Below are 16,638 nucleotides of genomic sequence, written 5' to 3' on the forward strand. Positions count from 1 at the left end.
TCAGCCCGCCGCCTGCGCGCCGCGGACCAGCGGCCGCAGCCGGTCCAGGTCCGCGTCCACCATCATCGTCACCAGCTCGTCGAAGCCCACCTCGGGCTCCCACCCCAGCTCCTCGCGCGCCTTCGCCGCGTCGCCGACCAGGAGGTCGACTTCCGCCGGGCGCATGAAGCGCTCGTCCTGCACCACGTGCTCGCGCCAGTCCAGCCCCACGTGCCCGAAGGCCAGCTCCACCAGCTCGCGCACGCTGTGCGTCTCGCCGGTGCTGATCACGTAGTCGCGCGGCTCGTCCTGCTGCAGCATCAGCCACATGGCGCGCACGTAGTCGCCGGCGTAGCCCCAGTCGCGCTGCGCGTCCAGGTTCCCCAGGTGCAGCTTGTCCTTCAGCCCCAGCTTGATCCGCGCGGCGCCGTCGGTCACCTTGCGCGTCACGAACTCCAGCCCGCGGCGGGGGCTCTCGTGGTTGAACAGGATCCCGCTCACCGCGTACATCCCGTAGCTCTCGCGGTAGTTCACGGTGATCCAGTGGCCGTACACCTTGGCCACGCCGTAGGGGCTGCGGGGGTAGAAGGGCGTGTCCTCCACCTGCGGCACGGCCTGCACCTTTCCGAACATCTCGGACGACGAGGCCTGGTAGAAGCGGATCTTCGGGTTGTGCACCCGGATCGCCTCCAGCATGCGCGTCACGCCCAGCGCCGTCACGTCGCCGGTGAGGGTGGGCTGGTTCCAGCTGGTCTGCACGAAGCTCTGCGCCGCCAGGTTGTACACCTCGTCGGCGCCGCACTCCTGCAGCGCGTACAGCAGCGAGTTCTGGTCGGTCAGGTCGCCCGGCACCAGCTCGATGCGGTCCTGGATGTGCTGGATGCGCTCGAACGTCACCGTGCTGCTGCGGCGCACCAGGCCGAACACGCGGTACCCCTTCTCCAGCAGCAGCTCCGCCAGGTAGCTGCCGTCCTGGCCCGTGATGCCGGTGATGAGAGCGGTCTTCATTCCGTTGGTCGGTGGGAGCGGATTCGTCCGGAACGCCGAAAACCACCGCAGCCGGGGCGGCGGTGTGCGTCGCGGGTCGCACGGGCGGAAACGTAGCCCGCCCCCGAAGGCGTGTCAATCAAAGGAGATAGGCCGCCAAGGGTTGACCGTGGGCCCGGTCTGCCTTAGGTTTCATGGCTTGTGACACAACCGGCGAATACGAGAGACTGAGGAGATTCCGATGGCTTTCTGCGAGGTCTGCGGAAAGGGGCCGCGCAGCGGGAACAACGTCAGCCACGCGAACAACAAGACCAAGCGTGTGTGGCGTCCGAACCTGCAGCCCGCGCGGATCGTGACCGACAACGGCACGCACAAGCGTGTTCGCGTGTGCACGAGCTGCCTGTCGGCCGGCAAGGTCCGCAAGGCGGGCTGAAGCCGTCCGGCGCTTCCGCATTGAAGAGTTCAGCGGTCGCATCTCCTTCGCGAGGTGCGGCCGCTTCTCTTTTGTCCGCGTCTTCCTGAACTGCAAACCGATCGAACGGCGGGATTGGGTTTGGGCGCGCATTCTCACACAGGTGCGTCTCCTCGGGCTCCGCGCCGCCCTCACCCCGCGCCGGAGGGCGCGACCCTCTCCCGTTCCGGGAGAGGGTGGCTTTCCAGCATCCGCGCACTTTCCGACCTCCCTCGCACGGACATATGGAGCCGCGCCGATGCCATCCAGCTACCTCTCCCGGTACGGGAGAGGTGGACGGCCTGAGCCGGCCGGAGAGGGCGCGATGCCGCGGCACCGCGCCGAAGCCTCTCCTCGCGATCAAGTCTCCCCATCCCCATCGCAGCGCAGCCCAGTCCGCGACGGCCGCCTCACCCCGCCGCGGCCGCCGCCTCGCGCCCCAGGTACGTCGGCGTGATCCTCTCCGTCGTCACCTCCCCCTCCGCCAGCGTGAACCGGAACGCGACCGCCTCGGGGCGCGAGCTGACGGCGCGCACCAGCTGGCCATCGCGGAAGTGCAGGGCCACGCCGTCCTCCGCCGCCAGCGCCGGCGCGCCGAAGCGCCGCACGAACTCGGGGAAGAGCACCGGGCGCCGCCGGTCGCTGTCGTAGTGCGGCGAGAAGGCGCCGGGAAGGAAGCCCAGGCCGTTGGTCAGCGGCTTCAGGTCGGGGCTGTAGCTGTCGGTGATCCCCCGCTCGAACCAGCACAGCGCGCCCGCGCTCACCCCGCAGAAGATCGTCCCCGCCGCCAGCGCCTCGGCCACGGCGCGGTCCATCCCCTGCGCGCGCCACACGGCCAGCAGGTTCACCGTGTTCCCGCCGCCCACGTACACCAGGTCCTGCTCGCAGAGGAACCCCGCCAGGTCGTCGAACTTGCGGCTGAAGAGCGACAGGTAGGTGGGCTCGCACACGTCCGGCGGGAACGCCTCGCCGAAGCGGTCGATGTACCCGATCGCATCGCCCGCCGCCGTGGGGACGAAGCAGACGCGCGGGTGGCGCTTGCCGGTCGCGGCCAGCACGTACTGGTCCAGCAGCGGGTTGTCCGGCTCCATGGTGAAGCCGCCGCCGCCCATCGCGATGATCTGGCCGGGGTGTGAAGGCATCGCCTGCGATCGAGGGTTGAGAGGAAGCACGCGGAACGCCGCTCATAATGCGTCCTGGAGCGACCCCGCGAAAGCCCGCACGACAGAGAAAGACGGAGGTCACGAAGCTGCTCCTCGCAGTCCTCCGCGACCTCCGTGTCCTCCGCGGGAGCCCCCGCCGTCGCGGGGAGCCGGTCACCCCGCCGGCGACCGCTCCGGTCCGCGAAGCAGCTCGCGCGTCGCGGCGTGCGACGGCCGCGCCAGCACCTCCTCCGCGGGCCCCAGCTCCACCATCGTCCCCTCCGCCAGCACGGCCACCCGGTCGCACACCGCGCGCGCGAAATCCACGTCGTGGGTGGAGATCAGCAGCCCGCGCCCCTGGCCGGCCAGCTCGCGCAGCGTCTCGCCCAGCGCGCCGCGGCGGGCGGGGTCCAGCGCCGCCGTGGGCTCGTCCATCAGCAGCATCAGCGGGTCCGGCGCCAGCGCGCGGGCGATCGCCACCCGCTGCGACTCGCCGCCGGAGAGCGCGCGCGGATACGCGGTCGCACGATGGGAGACGCCCAGCTCGTCCAGCAGCGCCATCGCCGTCTCCCGCGCCTTCGCCCGGGTCCACCCCAGCGCGTGCACCGGCGCCAGCATCACGTTCTCCAGCGCGGTCAGGTGCTCGAACAGGGCGTGGGCCTGGAACACCATCCCCACCTTGCGGCGCAGCCCCTTCAGCCGCGACTCGCGTGGCAGCGGGCCGGGGCGCAGCGCGAAGCCGTCCACCTCGATCGCGCCGCCGCTGAACGGCTGCAGCGCCGCGATGCTCCGCAGCACCGTCGACTTCCCCGCGCCCGACGCGCCCATCAGCGCGCACACCTCCCCGGGCGCCACCCGCAGGTCCACTCCGCGCAGGATCTCCCGCTTTCCGTGCGCCACGCGCAGCCCGGTCACCGCCAGTCCGCCGCTCATGCCAGGCTCCAGCGCCGCTCCAGCCGCCGCGCGAACCGCGACAGCGGAAGGGAGAAGAGGAGATACAGCCCCGCGCAGATGATCCCCGGCACCACCCAGCTCCCCACGTTGGTGGCGTAGATCGCCGTCTGCTTGGTCAGCTCCACCACGGTGATGACGGAGACGAGCGACGAGTCCTTCAGCAGCGCCACGAAGTCGTTCGTCATCGGCGCCAGCGCCAGCCGGAGCGCCTGGGGCCCGCGCACCAGCCGCAGGATCTGCCCTTCCGAGAGCCCCAGCGTGCGCCCGGCCTCCAGCTGCGCGCGTGGGATCGCCTCCAGCGCCGCGCGGTAGATCTCCGACTCGTACGCCGCGTAGTTCAGCCCCAGTCCGAGTACCGCGGCGAAAAAAGCGGGGAGCCGGACGACGCCGGAAAGGCCGTAGTAGATGACGAAGAGCTGCAGCAGCACCGGCGTCCCGCGCATCACCTCCACGTAGACCGTCAGCAGCGCGCGCAGCAGCGGATGCCCGTACACCCGCCCCGCCGCGACCAGGATGCCGATGGTCACCGCCAGCGCCATCGCCAGGCACGACAGCACCAGCGTCACCCCCGCGGCCCGCGCCAGCGCGGGAAGATAGGTGCGCAGCGCGCGGTTGCTCGCCGGCGCCGGCGCGGCGGCGTCCGTCGCCGGCGCTTGGGCCAGCACCCGGCGGAAGTACGCCGCCTCGCCATCGTTCCACACGCCCCAGCGCCGGAAGGTCCGCTCCAGCGACCCGTCCGCCATCCGCGCCCGCAGCACCGCGTTGGCCGAGTCCCGCAGCGCCGCGTCGGCGCGCGCGAACACGGCCACGTAGTGCCCCGTCGCCGCCGGCTCGGGCTGGATGACGAACCCGCCCGTGCGCCGCAGCGAGCGCTCGGCGATGACGTTGTCCAGCAGCACCGCGTCCACCCGCCCGGCCACCAGGTCGCTGTACGGGTGCACGTCGTCGTCGTAGGAGATGGGGATGAGACCGGAGCGCGCCTGCTCGTCGACGAGCATCTGGTACGCCATCGTCTGCCCCAGCGTGGCCACCCGCCGCCCGGCGAGGTCCGACAGCCTGCGGAAGCGGTTCCGGTCGCCCGGCCGCACCGCCAGCACCTCGTGGAACTCGTAGTAGGGGATGGAGACGGAGTGCCGGGCGCGCAGCTCCGGCCGGTCCTCCACCCCGCTCATCCCCACCTCGAAGTCGCCCCGCTCCACCGACTGCTCGATCGACGCCCACGCCACCTGCACGAACACGGGCTCGCGCCCCAGCCCGCGCGCGATCATCTCCGCGATCTCCACGTCGAACCCGCGCACCTTGCTCGGGTCCGCGGGATCCGCCTCCACGAACGGCGCCCCGCCCTCCGCGTCACCGCCCCACCGGAACGGCGGCTTCGCGGCAGCGCTCGCCTGCGCCGAAGCGAGATGGGCGGACGTAGCGAAGAGCGCGGCCGCGACGAGCGCGAGCCACCACCGGGCGGAACAGCGAGATGCGGAGATGCGCAACGGCGTAGCGGAGAGAAGGCCGGCGGAGGAGTTGCGCTCGCGGACGGGTGTGCGGCCCACAATCTAGCGCTGCGAGGCGGATGCGAAAGAACACGCTTCCCAAGCGGGAACGCGGGGCCAGCCTGCTCAAGCGTTGGCGCAAACACTTCGATGCTTTTAGCTTTCGGGCATGGCTACCATCACCATCTCCGATCTGCAGCACCTGAGCGTTCCGGAGCGCCTCCGCCTGGTGGAGGAACTCTGGAACAGCATTGCCGCCGAAGCGCATGCGAGCCCGGAGCGGCTGCCGCTCGGCGATCCGCTTCGGATGGAGCTTCGGCGCCGTTCCGAGGAGTTCCGGAGGAACCCGCACGACGTGATCCCGGCCGATCAGGCCCTCGATGACATCGAGCGGTCGCTCGGGTGACCCGCGCGCGCTTTCGCGTGGTGATGCGGCCGGTCGCCAGAACGGAGATCGCCGAAGCGGCCGGGTGGTACGAGGAGCAGAAGCGCGGGCTGGGCCGCGAACTGACTCGCGAAATGCGAGCCGCGGTGGCCCGGCTGCAGGACAACCCGTTCCAGTATCAGACGGTCGATGAGGAGATGCGGCGCATGCTGTTGCACGACTTTCCGTACGGCACTTCTTCGAGGTTCACGGATCCAACGTCGTGATCCATGGATGCATTCACCACGCGCGAAACCCGGCGGCCTGCTGCACCGCGTCACGCGGCCCGAACCGCCGGAGTGGTGAGCTCGTAGACACCGATTCCGATGGAAAAGAAAAGACCCCGCGGCCGGTGAAGGCCTCGGGGTCTGTTCTTTTCGACTGACTTCGCGTCCGGAGACGCCGATCAGGCGCGGTCGACCAGCTCGATCAGCGCGCACTCGGCGCCGTCGCCCTGGCGGAAGCCGGTCTTCAGGATGCGGGTGTAGCCGCCCGGCCGCTCGGCCACGCGCGGGCCGATCTGGTCGAACAGCAGCACCAGCACGTCGCGGTCCTGGATCTCGCGCGCGGCGAGCCGCTTGGCGTGAAGGTCGCCCTTCTTGGCCAGTGTGATCAGCTTCTCGGCGTACGGCCGCAGCTCCTTGGCCTTGGCCTCGGTCGTCTCGATGCGGCCGTGGCGGAACAGGCTGGTGGCCATGTTGCGCAGCAGCGCGCTCTTGTGCTCGTGGGTGCGCCCCAGCGCGCGCCCGCGGTTGTTGTGTCTCATCTCACTGCTCCTCGCCGGACAGGTCGCCGGCCGCGATGTCGGTGTTGCCGCCGTCGTTCTCGGGAAGCACCCAGAACAGCGTGCCGTCGTCGGTCTGCTCCAGCTCCTGGCCGAAGCGCAGCCCGTGGCCCGCCAGGAACTCGCTGATCTCCTGCAGGCTCTTCTTGCCGAAGTTGTCGATCGAGAGCATCTGCTGCTCGGTGCGCTGCACCAGGTCGCGCACCGTGTGGATGTTCTCCTTCTGCAGCGAGTTGCGGCTGCGCACCGAGAGCTCGGTCAGGTCCTCGATGGGCCGGTGCAGCAGCTCCTGCAGCCGGGGCGGCACGGGGGCGCGCCCCGCGGGAACCGCCGCGCCGGCGCCGGCGCCCTCGCCCCAGCTGCGGTCCAGCCGCCACTCGGGAGTGCCGCCCGCCAGGAAGGCCAGGTGCTCGATGGCCAGCCGCGCCGCGTACTGCACGGCGTTGCGCACGTCGATCGCCCCGTTGGTCTCCACCTCCAGCACCAGGCGGTCGAAGTCGGTGCGCTGCCCCACGCGCGTGTCCTCGACCACGAAGTTGGCGCGGGTCACCGGGTTGTAGACGGCGTCCACGCGCACCAGGTCGGCGGGCATCCCGCGCGGGATGGGGTGCGCCTCGGCCAGCACGAAGCCGCGGCCCTTGTTCACGTACAGCTCGATCCTGAGGTCACGGTCCTCGGTGAGCGTCAGGATGTGGTGGTCGGGGTTCACCACCTCGACCGCCGGGTGGGCGGTGATGTTGCGGGCCGTCACCGGGCCCGAGGCGCGCGCGCGCAGCTCCAGCACCGCCTCGTCGGCGTCCTCGGTCATCCGCAGCACCAGTGTCTTCAGGTTGCGGATCACCTGGTGCACGTCCTCCACCACCCCCGCGATCGTCTGGTGCTCGTGCAGCACGCCGTCGGTGCGGAACGCCCAGACCGCGGCGCCGCGCAGGCTCGACAGCAGGATGCGCCGCATGGTGTTGCCGAGCGTGTGGCCGAAGCCGCGCTCCAGCGGGCGAAGCACGATCTGCCCCGTGCGCGGCTGCTCGGGCAGGTTCGGCATCTGCAGGCCGGTAATATCGAGTTCCACTCTATCCCTCCGTAGTGAGGAAAGAATGCGGGAAAGGACCCGCGCGGCGGCCGCCCCGGAAAGGACGGCCGCCGCCGGGCCCGCTTCCGGCACCGGTTACTTGCTGTAGAGCTCGACGATGAGCTGCTCCTGCACCGCCAGCGGGATGTCGGCGCGCGTCGGGCGCGTCAGCATCCGGCCGGTGCGGCTCCCCTCGTCCACCGCCAGCCAGGCCACGCTGGTGGGGCGGCTCTTGGCGGCAAGGGCGGCCTCCACCGGGAGGATGTCCTTGCTCTTGGGGGCGATGCGCACCTCGTCGCCCGGGCCCACCTGGGCGCTCGGGATGTCGAGCTTGCGGCCGTTCACCTGCACGTGCCCGTGCTTGATGATCTGGCGCGCCTCCTTGCGGCTGGCGCCAAAGCCCATGCGGTACACGATGTTGTCCAGCCGGCTCTCCAGCGCCACGAGCAGGTTCTCGCCCGTCACGCCGGTCTGGTGCGCGGCCTTCTCGAACAGGTTGCGGAACGGCTTCTCGGCCACGCCGTAGATGCGCTTCACCTTCTGCTTCTCGCGCAGCTGGTGGGCGTACTCGCTCGCCTTCTTGCGGCGGCCGCCGCCACTCTGGCCGTGCTGGCCGGGGGCGTAGGGGCGGCGCTCCACCGGGCACTTCTCGGTGAAGCACTTGATCCCCTTCAGGAACAGCTTCTGCCCCTCGCGGCGGCAGAGCTTGCAGACGGGTCCGGTATAACGGGCCATGTTGAGACCGTTCTCTCCGTGAGATGTGTCGTTTCTCGGCTTCGTCCCCCCGACGGTCGCGAGGGTTTACGCCACTGCAAAAGTCCTAAGTCCCAAGTCCCGGGTGAACCACTCGGGACTCAGGACTTGGGACTCGGGACTTTCCGATCAGACGCGGCGCTTCTTGGGCGGGCGGCAGCCGTTGTGCGGGATCGGCGTGACGTCGCGGATCGAGCGGATGTTCAGCCCCGCGGCGGCCAGCGCCTGGATCGCGCTCTCGCGCCCGCTGCCGGGGCCCTGCACGCGCACGTGCACGCGCTTCATCCCCAGCGACAGCGCCTCGCGCGCGGCCTGCTCGGCCGCCACGGTCGCGGCGAACGGCGTGCTCTTCTTGCTGCCCTTGAAGCCGGCCTTGCCGGCGCTTCCCCACACGACCCCGTTACCACCCATGTCGGAGATGGTCACGATCGTGTTGTTGAAGGTCGCCTTGATGTGCGCGACCCCTTCGCTGTCCACGTGGCGCTTGGTCTTCGGGCGCCCCGCTGCCTTCGGCTTGGCCATCGGGTCCTGCTCCTGTGTGTGGTGCGCGGCCTACCGCGCGTTCGGATCCCGCTTCCCGCGGCGTGCGCGGGCGTGATCATCGGGGCGGGAGCGCCGCCCCGACCAGGGTTGTCCGAGGAAGACGGATCTTCCGCGGACCGTCTTACTTCTTGCCCGGCTTCTTCTTGCCGGCGATGGCGCGGCGCGGGCCCTTCTTGGTGCGGGCGTTGGTGTGCGTCCGCTGGCCGCGAACCGGCAGCCCGCGGCGGTGCCGCAGCCCGCGGTACGAGCCGATGTCCATCAGGCGCTTGATGTTGCGGGCGATCTCGCCGCGCAGCACGCCCTCCACGCGGTAGGTCGCGTCGATGATGCGGCGCAGCTTGTTGATGTCCTCGTCCGAGAGCTTGTTCACGCGCTCGTCCGGGCTCACCCCGGCCTCTTCCAGGATCTTGCGCGCCGTGGGGCGGCCGATCCCGAAGATGTACGTCAGGCCGATCTCGATCCGCTTCTCGCGGGGGAGATCGACGCCGGCAATGCGGGCCATCCTGTTTCTCCTTCAGCCTGGATTGACTAGGGCGCCGATCAACCCTGGCGCTGCTTGTGGCGCGGGTTCTTCTTGCAGATGATGCGGATCACCCCCCTGCGGCGCACCACCTTGCAGTGCTCGCAGATCGGCTTCACGCTCGCGCGGACCTTCATCGTCGCCTCTCTATATCCCCGTGGAAAACGAAGCCTGAAAACTTAACTACATTGCCGCCTTTCGGCAACCCCGGACGGCCTCTGAGGACCATCCCGCCGCTCAGCTCCCGTCCGTCAGGATGCGCGGGCCGTCGGCCGTTACCCCCACCGTGTGCTCGAAGTGGGCCGAGACCTTGCGGTCGGCCGTCACCACGGTCCACCGGTCGGGAAGGGTGCGGACGCCGGCCACGCCCAGGTTGAACATGGGCTCGATGGCCAGCACCATCCCCTCCACCAGCTTCAGCCCGCGCCCGCGCCTGCCGTAGTTGGGCACCTGCGGCTCCTCGTGCGGCTTGCGCCCCACGCCGTGGCCCACCAGCTCGCGCACCACGCCGTAGCCGCGCGCGTCGGCCACCTCCTGGATGGCCGCGCCCACGTCGCCCAGCCGGTGCCCGGGGCGCGTCTCGGCGATGCCGCGGTGGAGCGCCGCGCTGGTTTCCTCCAGCAGCGTGGCCACCTCCAGCGCGACCGGGCCCACCGCGTAGGTGTTGGCCGCGTCGGCGTAGAAGCCGTCCAGCTTCACCCCGCAGTCCACGCTCACGATGTCGCCCTCCTGCAGCTTGCGCCGGCTGGAGGGGATCCCGTGCACCACCTCGTGGTTCACGCTGGTGCAGAGCGTGGCGGGGAAGCCGTACAGCCCCTTGAAGGCCGGCACGGCGCCCTCGTGCGAGCGGATGAAATCCTCGGCGAAGCGGTCGAGCTCGGCCGTGGTGGCGCCCGGCCGCACCCGCTCGGGGATCACCCGGTAGAGCGCCGCCAGGATGCGCCCGGCCCGCGCGATCGCCTCCATCTCCTCGGCCAGGTAGAGCTGGATCACCGCTCGAGCAGCCCCAGGATTTCGCCCTGCACGGCCTCGATCGGCCGCCCGCCGTCCACCGTGTGCACGGGAACGCCGGCCTGCCGGTAGTGCTCCACCAGCGGGGCGGTGCTCCGGCGGTAGACGTCGAGCCGGTTGCGCACCGTCTCCTCCACGTCGTCGGGCCGGATCACGCAGCGCGGCGCGATCTCGGCCGGCGGCGGGTTGTGCTCCACGTGGTACACGAGCCCCGTCTCGGGGTCCGTCCGCCGCCCGCCCATCCGGCGCACGATGTCGTCGTCGTCCACCTCCAGGTAGACCACGGCGTCGATGCGGCGCCCGATCCCGGCCAGCATCTCGTCGAGCGAGGCGGCCTGCGCGGCGTTGCGCGGATAGCCGTCGAAGATGGCCCCGTTCGCGGCGTCGGGCTGGGCCAGACGCTCGCGCACCATCCCCAGGATCACGGCGTCGGGCACCAGCTCGCCCGCGTCCATGTAGCCCTTGGCCTGGCGCCCCAGCTCGGTGCCGGCGCGCACCGCGTCGCGCAGCATGTCGCCGGTGGCGATCTTGGGCGTGCCCAGCTTCTCGGACAGCAGGGCGCCCTGGGTGCCTTTTCCGGCTCCCGGGGCGCCGAGGAGGATCAGGTCCATTCCGGCTCCAGAACCACAGGTTGCAGGTTACAGGTTACAGGGGACAGGGACGGAATCGGAGGCCGGCCGCCGACGCGCGCGGTCTCGCCCTGCCGTTCCCTGTCCCCTGTCCCCTGTTCCCTGTTCCCTCTCAGATGTACCGCTGCTGCCGGCCGCGGAACTTCACGCGGCCCTTCTTCATGAAGCCGTCGTACCGCCGCAGCAGCAGGTGCTGCTGCATCTGCTGCACCGTGTCGAGCGCCACGCCGACGACGATGAGCAGACCCGTGCCGCCGAGGACGCGGTTCAGCGAGGTCACGCCGAACGCGCGCTCCAGCGCCGAGGGCACGATGGCGATGGCCGCCAGGAAGATGGCGCCCGGGAGCGAGATCCGGCTCATCACGCGGTCGATGTACTCGGCCGTGCGGGCGCCGGGCTTCACCCCGGGAACGAACGCCCCCTGCTTCTTCAGGTTCTCCGCGATGTCCACCGGGTTGTAGATGATCGCGGTGTAGAAGTACGTGAAGAAGATGATCAGCAGCGTGAACACGATGTAGTACGGCACGCTGAACACCTGGAAGAAGTCCGCGAACGCCTTGATGCGGTCGTTCTTCGCGAAGGTGGCCAGGGTGGCGGGAAGGATCATGATCGACTGCGCGAAGATGATCGGCATCACGCCCGCCATGTTCACGCGCAGCGGGATGAAGCTCTTCTGCCCCTGCCGGATGCGCCCGCGCCCCATCACCTTCTGCGGGATCTGCACCGGGATCTTCCGCATGGCCATGGTGATGGCCACCGTGCCCATGACCACCGCGGCCATGCTCACCAGCAGCACCACCACCCCGAAGGGCTTGATGTCGCCGTTGGCCACCTGCTGCCCGGTGATGAACAGCCCCGGGATCAGCCCCTCGAGGATCGAGAAGAAGATCAGCAGGCTCATCCCGTTGCCGATGCCGCGCTCGGTGATCTGCTCGCCCAGCCACATCACGAACACGGCGCCGGTGCACAGCGTGAGGATCATCATCAGCCGGAAGCCCCACCCGGGGTTGGCCACCGCGCCCGGCACCTGCGTCTCCAGGAACATGGCGTAGCCGTACGCCTGGAAGAGCGACAGGATGACGGTGGCGTACCGCGTGTACTGCGTGAGCTTCTTGCGGCCGTCCTCGCCCTCCTTCTGCATCTTCTCGATGCTGGGGACCACCGTGGCCAGCAGCTGGAACATGATGCTGGCCGAGATGTAGGGCATGATGCCCAGCGCGAAGACGGTGGCCTTCGACAGCCCCCCGCCCACGAACATGTCGTAGATCCCGAACGCGGTGTTGCCCAGGTTGCCGGCGTACTCCTTCAGGGCCACCACGTCGATCCACGGCGCCGTCACGTGGGCGCCGACCCGGTAGACGAACAGGGCCAGGAGCGTGAAGAGGATCTTCTCCTTCAGCTCCGGGATTCTGAACAGGTTCGCGACGGGGTTCGCCATGTCAGCCGATCTCCTGCACGGAGCCGCCCAGCCCCTCGATCTTCTCGCGCGCCGACTTGCTGAAGCGGTGCGCCGACACGTTCACCTTGCGGGTCAGGTCGCCGGTGCCCAGGACCTTCACCGGACGCCCCGCGTGGCCGATGAGCCCGTGGGCCTTCAGCGTCTCGGGGGTCACGTCGCCCTCGGCCAGCGCCTCGAGCTGCCACAGGTTCACCACCTGGTACTCCACGCGGTCCAGCGGGGTGAACCCCCGCTTGGGAAGGCGCCGGTGCAGCGGCATCTGGCCGCCCTCGAAGTGGGGCTTGCCGCCGCCGGGGCCGCTGTGGCCGGCGCGCGCCATCGAGCCCTTGTGCCCCTTGCCGGCCGTCTTCCCCTGGCCGGACCCTGGGCCGCGGCCCAGGCGCTTGGTGTCGCGGTGCGACCCCTCGGGGGGGCGCAGGTTGCTGAGGTCAGCCATCGTTCACCTGCCCTTCAACGCCCTCCACCTTCACCAGGTGGCGGACCTGGAAGATCATCCCGCGGATCGCGTCGTTGTCGTCCTGCACGACGGACCGCTGGTGCTTGAGGCCGAGCGCCTGGAGGGTCTTGCGATGCTTCTCCGGGGCGCCCACGCCGCTCTTGGTCTGCGTGATCTTGATCTTAGGCACGGGCACCTCCCAGCGCCTCCACCGGCACGCCGCGCTCGGCGGCCAGCTGCTCGCGGGTGGTCAGGTTCTTCAGCGCGTCCATGGTGGCCAGCACCATGTTGAAGGGGTTGTTGCTCCCCAGCGACTTGGTCAGGATGTCGTGCACGCCCACGCACTCCAGCACCGCGCGCACCGCGCCGCCGGCGATCACGCCGGTGCCCGGGGCAGCGGGGCGCAGCAGCACCCGGCCGGCGCCGCTCTCGCCGATCACGTCGTGCGGGAGGGTGCCCTCGCGCACCGGGATGCGGACCATCGCGCGGCGGGCCTGCTCCAGCGCCTTGCGCACGGCCTCCGACACCTCGTTGGCCTTCCCCGTGCCGATCCCCACCTTGCCCGCCTGGTCGCCCACGGCCACCAGGGCGGTGAACGAGAACCGCCGGCCGCCCTTCACCACCTTGGCCACGCGGTTGATGTGGATCACGTTCTCCTTCAGGTCGCTCCCCTGCCGGTCGTCGCGGCGCCCGCCGTCGCGGCCCTCGCCGCGCCCGCGCCCGCGGCGCCCCTCGCGGTCGCCGCCGCCCTGCTCGCCGCCGCCGCCGGGACCGCCGCCGAAGCCGCGCCCGCGCCCGCCGCCGGGGCCACCGGGACCGCCGCGCCCGCGACCGCCGCCTCCGCCTCTGTTCTCAGCCATGGTCTCTGCTCTCCTCAGAAGTCGAGGCCGCCCTCGCGGGCACCCTCGGCGAAGGCCTTCACGCGGCCGTGGTACAGGTAGCCGCCCCGGTCGAAGACGACCTTGTCTACGCCGGCGGCTTTCGCCTTTTCGGCCACGGCCTTCCCCAGCTCGCGGCTGGCGTCGGTCTTGTTCAGCTCGCTCCTGCGCGCGCGCAGGTCGGGGGCGTTGGTGCTGAGCCCCACCAGCGTGCGGCCGGCCACGTCGTCGATCACCTGGGCCTCCAGGTGGTTGATCGAGCGGTGGACGACCAGCCGCGGACGCTCCGCGGTGCCATGGACCTTGCCGCGCACCCTGCGGTGGCGGCGCAGACGCTTGTCCTCGCGCGTCTTGGTCCGGATCCGTGCTCTCGCCATTTCCGTGTCTTCTCTGGTTGACTATGCGATGATCAGCCGTGGGCCGCGGGGCGGCTTACTTGCCGCCCGCCTTCCCCGCCTTGCGGCGGATCACCTCGCCCTGGTACTTCACGCCCTTGCCCTTGTAGGGCTCGGGCGGACGGAGCGACCGGATCTCGGCCGCGACCTGCCCCACCACTTCCTTGTCGGTCCCGCTGACCTCGACGGTGGTGGGATTGACGGCCCGCAGGGTGATCCCCGGGGGCGCCTTGTAGTCGATGGGGTGGCTGTAGCCCAGCGCGAGCGTCAGCCCGAAGGGCTTGGTCTCGGCGCGGTACCCCACGCCCACGATCTCGAGCGTCTTGGTGAAGCCGGTGGTCACGCCCTCGACCATGTTGGCCACCAGCGTGCGGCTGAGCCCGTGCAGCGAGCGGTGCTCCGGCTGGTCGCTGGGGCGCTCCACCACGATCTGGCCGTCGTCCTCGCGGCGCACGATCACGTCCCTGTGCAGCGTGCGCTGCAGCTCGCCCCTGGGGCCCTTCACGCGCACGGTGTTGCCGTCGAGCGTGATGTCGACCCCGGCGGGAACCGCCACGGGCCTTCTTCCGATACGCGACATTGTCGTGTTCTCCTTACCAGACGATGGCGAGCAGCTCGCCGCCGACCTTGGCCGCGCGGGCCTGCCGGTCGGTCATCACGCCGCGCGAGGTGCTGAGCAGCGCCATTCCCAGCCCGTTGCGCACGCGCGGGATCTCGCCCACGCCCACGTACTGGCGCAGGCCGGGCTTGGACACGCGGCGCAGCTCGCGGATGACCGGCTTGTCCTGGTAGTACTTCAGGTACAGGCGCAGCACCGGGTGCTTGCCGTCATCCAGGATCTTGTAGTCGTGGATGTAGTGATTTTCCTTGAGAAGGCGGGAAACCTCGACCTTCAGCTTGCTGACCGGCATGTCGACCCGGCGGTGGCGCGCCATCTGGGCGTTGCGCACCCGGGTCAGCAGGTCGGCGATCGGATCCGTCACCATGCTGAATCTCTCCTAGAGTATCCGGCGAGCGAGCGCCGGACTTTCAGGAAGTGAGTGATTGTCTTCGAACCGCCAAGTCCCAAGTCCTCAGTCCCAAGTCCCAAGTGGTCGATGCGTCTGACGCAGTTTCACTCAGGACTCAGGACCTGGCACTTGGCACTTCCGGTCCCTTACCAGCTCGCCTTGCGCACCCCGGGGATCTCCCCGTTCAGCGCCATCTGCCGGAAGCAGATGCGGCAGAGCCCGAACTTGCGCAGGAAGGCGCGCGGGCGGCCGCAGCGGTTGCAGCGGTTGTGCGCCCGGACGCTGAACTTCGGCTTGCGCTTGCTCTTCTCGATCAGGGCCTTGCGTGCCATCGCGTAGTTACCGTGGTGGTAGTGACCGGCGCGCCTCCGCCGGCGTCCGTCGCCGGCGGGTGCGCGCTTCGAGACCGTGTTACGCCGCCACCAGCACGGGCGACTCGCCGCGGAACGGCATGCCCAGCTCGCGCAGCAGCGCCAGCGCCTCGTCGTCCTTCGTGGTGCTGGTCACGAAGGAGATGTCCATCCCGTGGACCTTCTCGACCTTGTCGTAGTCGATCTCGGGGAAGATCAGCTGCTCCTTCACGCCCATCGTGTAGTTCCCGCGGCCGTCGAACGAGCGCGTGGGCACCCCGCGGAAGTCGCGGATGCGCGGCATGGCCACGTTCACCAGCCGGTCCAGGAACTCCCACATGCGGTCGCGCCGCAGCGTGACCGTGACGCCCACGGGCGAGTTCTCGCGGAGCGCGAAGTTCGAGATCGCCTTCTTGGCCTTGGTGATCACCGGCTTCTGCCCGGTGATCTGGCCGATCTCGGCCACCACGCCCTCGAGGAGCTTGGGGTTCTTCGGCGCCTCGCCCAGCCCGACGTTGATCGTGATCTTCTCCAGCCGCGGAACCTGCATGGGCGTCTGGAAGCCGAACTGCTCCTGCAGCTTCCCGCGGACCGTTTCCTCGTAGTAGCGCTGCAGCCGCGGCTTCACCCGCGGGCCGGTCTCGGCCGGGGCGTCGTCCGCCGCCGGCGCGGCCTGCGCCTTGTCCTTCTTCGCCATCGGTTCTCTCCGTTCCGTATCCCCCGCGCGGCCTCGGGTTCCGAGGCCCGGGGGGGCGGTGACGCAAGGTGGAAGTCGCTCGGTACACCGCACCGCGCGCCCGGTTCACGGCCGATGCGAATCGGCCGGAGCCCGGGGTGGCGGCAGATGCCCGTGGTTTACGACGCGCGCGGGATCGCCTGGCCGCTCTTGACCGCGACCCGCTCGCGCTGGCCGTCCGCGCCCTGCGCCGAGCGCACCCGCGTGGGCTCGCCCGACTTGGGGTCCAGCAGCATCACGTTGCTGGCGTGGATCGGCGCCTCGAACTCCACGATCCCGCCCTCGGGGCTGGTCGCGGAGGGCTTGCGGTGGCGCTTGCGCACGTTCACCCCCTGCACGACCACGCGGTTCTTCTCGCGGTCCACGCGGATGACGGTGCCCTCGACGCCCTTGTCGTTGCCGGAGATGACCTTCACGCGGTCGCCCCGGCGGATGCTCATCTTGCCCATCAGATCACCTCCGGGGCCAGCGAGACGATCTTCATGTAGCGCTTGTCGCGCAGCTCGCGGGCGACCGGCCCGAAGATGCGCGTGGCGCGCGGCTCGCCCGCGTCGTTGATGATGACGGCGGCGTTCTCGTCGAACCGGATGTAGCTGCCGTCCTTGCGCCGGACCTCCTTGGTGGTGCGGACCACCACGGCC

At 70.1% G+C, this 16,638-nt stretch carries 25 protein-coding genes and 1 pseudogene; 3 read left to right on the forward strand and 23 right to left on the reverse strand.

Going from position 1 to position 16,638, the window contains the following annotated elements:
- On the reverse strand, window positions 1-987 hold the full coding sequence (gene gmd / locus VLK66_RS23540) for a GDP-mannose 4,6-dehydratase (protein WP_325311941.1): 987 nt from the start codon (window positions 985-987) through the stop codon (window positions 1-3).
- A gap of 220 nt (window positions 988-1,207) precedes the next feature.
- Here gmd and rpmB point away from each other — a divergent pair, with 220 nt between their 5' ends.
- The gene (rpmB, locus tag VLK66_RS23545; protein WP_325311942.1) at window positions 1,208-1,399 is read left to right on the forward strand and encodes a 50S ribosomal protein L28; all 192 of its coding nucleotides are present in this window, start codon (window positions 1,208-1,210) and stop codon (window positions 1,397-1,399) included.
- A 428-nt stretch (window positions 1,400-1,827) separates the two neighbouring features.
- Here rpmB and VLK66_RS23550 read toward each other — a convergent pair whose 3' ends face one another.
- The 3 genes from VLK66_RS23550 to VLK66_RS23560 all read right to left on the reverse strand — a co-directional run bounded on the left by VLK66_RS23550 (window position 1,828) and on the right by VLK66_RS23560 (window position 4,841).
- Window positions 1,828-2,559: a peptidase E gene (locus VLK66_RS23550; protein ID WP_325311943.1), complete on the reverse strand. Its 732-nt coding sequence runs from the start codon at window positions 2,557-2,559 to the stop codon at window positions 1,828-1,830.
- Window positions 2,560-2,733: 174 nt separating this feature from the next.
- The gene (locus tag VLK66_RS23555; RefSeq protein ID WP_325311944.1) at window positions 2,734-3,492 is read right to left on the reverse strand and encodes an amino acid ABC transporter ATP-binding protein; all 759 of its coding nucleotides are present in this window, start codon (window positions 3,490-3,492) and stop codon (window positions 2,734-2,736) included.
- A complete protein-coding gene (locus tag VLK66_RS23560) occupies window positions 3,489-4,841 on the reverse strand; it encodes an ABC transporter substrate-binding protein/permease (protein ID WP_325311945.1) in 1,353 nt (450 codons plus the stop codon). The genes VLK66_RS23555 and VLK66_RS23560 overlap by 4 nt, the downstream gene beginning before the upstream one ends.
- 328 nt (window positions 4,842-5,169) lie before the next feature.
- Here VLK66_RS23560 and VLK66_RS23565 point away from each other — a divergent pair, with 328 nt between their 5' ends.
- Both VLK66_RS23565 and VLK66_RS23570 read left to right on the forward strand, forming a co-directional pair.
- Window positions 5,170-5,406, forward strand: a complete 237-nt coding sequence (locus VLK66_RS23565; RefSeq protein WP_325311946.1) for an addiction module protein — start codon at window positions 5,170-5,172, stop codon at window positions 5,404-5,406.
- Window positions 5,403-5,651, forward strand: a complete 249-nt coding sequence (locus VLK66_RS23570) for a hypothetical protein (RefSeq protein WP_325311947.1) — start codon at window positions 5,403-5,405, stop codon at window positions 5,649-5,651. Before VLK66_RS23565 ends, VLK66_RS23570 begins: the two co-directional genes overlap by 4 nt.
- A gap of 188 nt (window positions 5,652-5,839) precedes the next feature.
- Here VLK66_RS23570 and rplQ read toward each other — a convergent pair.
- The 19 genes and pseudogenes from rplQ to VLK66_RS23665 form a co-directional block, all read right to left on the reverse strand.
- A pseudogene (rplQ, locus tag VLK66_RS23575) lies at window positions 5,840-6,190 on the reverse strand (50S ribosomal protein L17); the annotation flags it as partial.
- Window position 6,191: 1 nt separating this feature from the next.
- Window positions 6,192-7,277: a DNA-directed RNA polymerase subunit alpha gene (locus VLK66_RS23580; protein WP_325311949.1), complete on the reverse strand. Its 1,086-nt coding sequence runs from the start codon at window positions 7,275-7,277 to the stop codon at window positions 6,192-6,194.
- Between the two features lie 96 nt (window positions 7,278-7,373).
- Window positions 7,374-8,012, reverse strand: a complete 639-nt coding sequence (gene rpsD, locus VLK66_RS23585; protein ID WP_325311950.1) for a 30S ribosomal protein S4 — start codon at window positions 8,010-8,012, stop codon at window positions 7,374-7,376.
- Between the two features lie 147 nt (window positions 8,013-8,159).
- Window positions 8,160-8,552: a 30S ribosomal protein S11 gene (gene rpsK, locus VLK66_RS23590; protein WP_325311951.1), complete on the reverse strand. Its 393-nt coding sequence runs from the start codon at window positions 8,550-8,552 to the stop codon at window positions 8,160-8,162.
- 142 nt (window positions 8,553-8,694) lie between these two features.
- Entirely contained in the window at window positions 8,695-9,075 is a 381-nt protein-coding gene (gene rpsM / locus VLK66_RS23595; protein WP_325311952.1) for a 30S ribosomal protein S13, read from the reverse strand.
- 38 nt (window positions 9,076-9,113) lie between these two features.
- The gene (gene rpmJ, locus VLK66_RS23600; protein ID WP_325311953.1) at window positions 9,114-9,230 is read right to left on the reverse strand and encodes a 50S ribosomal protein L36; all 117 of its coding nucleotides are present in this window, start codon (window positions 9,228-9,230) and stop codon (window positions 9,114-9,116) included.
- A gap of 100 nt (window positions 9,231-9,330) precedes the next feature.
- On the reverse strand, window positions 9,331-10,086 hold the full coding sequence (gene map, locus VLK66_RS23605; protein WP_325311954.1) for a type I methionyl aminopeptidase: 756 nt from the start codon (window positions 10,084-10,086) through the stop codon (window positions 9,331-9,333).
- Window positions 10,083-10,715, reverse strand: coding sequence for an adenylate kinase (locus VLK66_RS23610; RefSeq protein WP_325311955.1), 633 nt, complete (start codon window positions 10,713-10,715; stop codon window positions 10,083-10,085). Before VLK66_RS23610 ends, map begins: the two co-directional genes overlap by 4 nt.
- Window positions 10,716-10,845: 130 nt before the next feature.
- Entirely contained in the window at window positions 10,846-12,171 is a 1,326-nt protein-coding gene (secY, locus tag VLK66_RS23615; protein WP_325311956.1) for a preprotein translocase subunit SecY, read from the reverse strand.
- A gap of 1 nt (window position 12,172) precedes the next feature.
- The gene (gene rplO, locus VLK66_RS23620) at window positions 12,173-12,628 is read right to left on the reverse strand and encodes a 50S ribosomal protein L15 (RefSeq protein ID WP_325311957.1); all 456 of its coding nucleotides are present in this window, start codon (window positions 12,626-12,628) and stop codon (window positions 12,173-12,175) included.
- Complete coding sequence (gene rpmD / locus VLK66_RS23625; protein ID WP_325311958.1) at window positions 12,621-12,818, reverse strand: 50S ribosomal protein L30; 198 nt, start codon at window positions 12,816-12,818, stop codon at window positions 12,621-12,623. The genes rplO and rpmD overlap by 8 nt, the downstream gene beginning before the upstream one ends.
- Window positions 12,811-13,488: a 30S ribosomal protein S5 gene (gene rpsE / locus VLK66_RS23630; RefSeq protein WP_349260536.1), complete on the reverse strand. Its 678-nt coding sequence runs from the start codon at window positions 13,486-13,488 to the stop codon at window positions 12,811-12,813. The genes rpmD and rpsE overlap by 8 nt, the downstream gene beginning before the upstream one ends.
- 14 nt (window positions 13,489-13,502) lie before the next feature.
- Complete coding sequence (rplR, locus tag VLK66_RS23635) at window positions 13,503-13,883, reverse strand: 50S ribosomal protein L18 (protein WP_325311959.1); 381 nt, start codon at window positions 13,881-13,883, stop codon at window positions 13,503-13,505.
- Between the two features lie 55 nt (window positions 13,884-13,938).
- Complete coding sequence (rplF, locus tag VLK66_RS23640; protein WP_325311960.1) at window positions 13,939-14,481, reverse strand: 50S ribosomal protein L6; 543 nt, start codon at window positions 14,479-14,481, stop codon at window positions 13,939-13,941.
- Between the two features lie 13 nt (window positions 14,482-14,494).
- Entirely contained in the window at window positions 14,495-14,887 is a 393-nt protein-coding gene (rpsH, locus tag VLK66_RS23645; RefSeq protein WP_325311961.1) for a 30S ribosomal protein S8, read from the reverse strand.
- A gap of 170 nt (window positions 14,888-15,057) precedes the next feature.
- A complete protein-coding gene (locus tag VLK66_RS23650; protein ID WP_325311962.1) occupies window positions 15,058-15,243 on the reverse strand; it encodes a type Z 30S ribosomal protein S14 in 186 nt (61 codons plus the stop codon).
- Between the two features lie 79 nt (window positions 15,244-15,322).
- A complete protein-coding gene (gene rplE, locus VLK66_RS23655; RefSeq protein ID WP_349260537.1) occupies window positions 15,323-15,958 on the reverse strand; it encodes a 50S ribosomal protein L5 in 636 nt (211 codons plus the stop codon).
- A 158-nt stretch (window positions 15,959-16,116) separates the two neighbouring features.
- Window positions 16,117-16,437, reverse strand: coding sequence for a 50S ribosomal protein L24 (gene rplX, locus VLK66_RS23660; protein ID WP_325311966.1), 321 nt, complete (start codon window positions 16,435-16,437; stop codon window positions 16,117-16,119).
- Between the two features lie 8 nt (window positions 16,438-16,445).
- The coding region (locus VLK66_RS23665; protein WP_325311963.1) for an uL14 family ribosomal protein at window positions 16,446-16,638 on the reverse strand (193 nt) is incomplete at its 5' end.

Origin of the sequence: Longimicrobium sp. (assembly GCF_035474595.1) — a bacterium.
In the GTDB taxonomy this organism is placed as follows: Bacteria; Gemmatimonadota; Gemmatimonadetes; order Longimicrobiales; family Longimicrobiaceae; genus Longimicrobium.

Bases quoted from the DNA above. Each gene is read 5' to 3' on its own strand.
- VLK66_RS23550 (WP_325311943.1), bottom strand. From the start codon at position 2,559: ATGCCTTCACACCCCGGCCAGATCATCGCGATGGGCGGCGGCGGCTTC.
- rplX (WP_325311966.1), bottom strand. From the start codon at position 16,437: ATGAGCATCCGCCGGGGCGACCGCGTGAAGGTCATCTCCGGCAACGAC.
- rpmB (WP_325311942.1), top strand. From the start codon at position 1,208: ATGGCTTTCTGCGAGGTCTGCGGAAAGGGGCCGCGCAGCGGGAACAAC.
- rpsM (WP_325311952.1), bottom strand. From the start codon at position 9,075: ATGGCCCGCATTGCCGGCGTCGATCTCCCCCGCGAGAAGCGGATCGAG.
- VLK66_RS23555 (WP_325311944.1), bottom strand. From the start codon at position 3,492: ATGAGCGGCGGACTGGCGGTGACCGGGCTGCGCGTGGCGCACGGAAAG.
- secY (WP_325311956.1), bottom strand. From the start codon at position 12,171: ATGGCGAACCCCGTCGCGAACCTGTTCAGAATCCCGGAGCTGAAGGAG.
- rplF (WP_325311960.1), bottom strand. From the start codon at position 14,481: ATGTCGCGTATCGGAAGAAGGCCCGTGGCGGTTCCCGCCGGGGTCGAC.
- gmd (WP_325311941.1), bottom strand. From the start codon at position 987: ATGAAGACCGCTCTCATCACCGGCATCACGGGCCAGGACGGCAGCTAC.
- VLK66_RS23650 (WP_325311962.1), bottom strand. From the start codon at position 15,243: ATGGCACGCAAGGCCCTGATCGAGAAGAGCAAGCGCAAGCCGAAGTTC.
- rpsK (WP_325311951.1), bottom strand. From the start codon at position 8,552: ATGGCCAAGCCGAAGGCAGCGGGGCGCCCGAAGACCAAGCGCCACGTG.
- VLK66_RS23565 (WP_325311946.1), top strand. From the start codon at position 5,170: ATGGCTACCATCACCATCTCCGATCTGCAGCACCTGAGCGTTCCGGAG.
- rplE (WP_349260537.1), bottom strand. From the start codon at position 15,958: ATGGCGAAGAAGGACAAGGCGCAGGCCGCGCCGGCGGCGGACGACGCC.
- rpsH (WP_325311961.1), bottom strand. From the start codon at position 14,887: ATGGTGACGGATCCGATCGCCGACCTGCTGACCCGGGTGCGCAACGCC.
- VLK66_RS23610 (WP_325311955.1), bottom strand. From the start codon at position 10,715: ATGGACCTGATCCTCCTCGGCGCCCCGGGAGCCGGAAAAGGCACCCAG.
- rpmJ (WP_325311953.1), bottom strand. From the start codon at position 9,230: ATGAAGGTCCGCGCGAGCGTGAAGCCGATCTGCGAGCACTGCAAGGTG.
- rplO (WP_325311957.1), bottom strand. From the start codon at position 12,628: ATGGCTGACCTCAGCAACCTGCGCCCCCCCGAGGGGTCGCACCGCGAC.
- rpsE (WP_349260536.1), bottom strand. From the start codon at position 13,488: ATGGCTGAGAACAGAGGCGGAGGCGGCGGTCGCGGGCGCGGCGGTCCC.
- rpsD (WP_325311950.1), bottom strand. From the start codon at position 8,012: ATGGCCCGTTATACCGGACCCGTCTGCAAGCTCTGCCGCCGCGAGGGG.
- rplR (WP_325311959.1), bottom strand. From the start codon at position 13,883: ATGGCGAGAGCACGGATCCGGACCAAGACGCGCGAGGACAAGCGTCTG.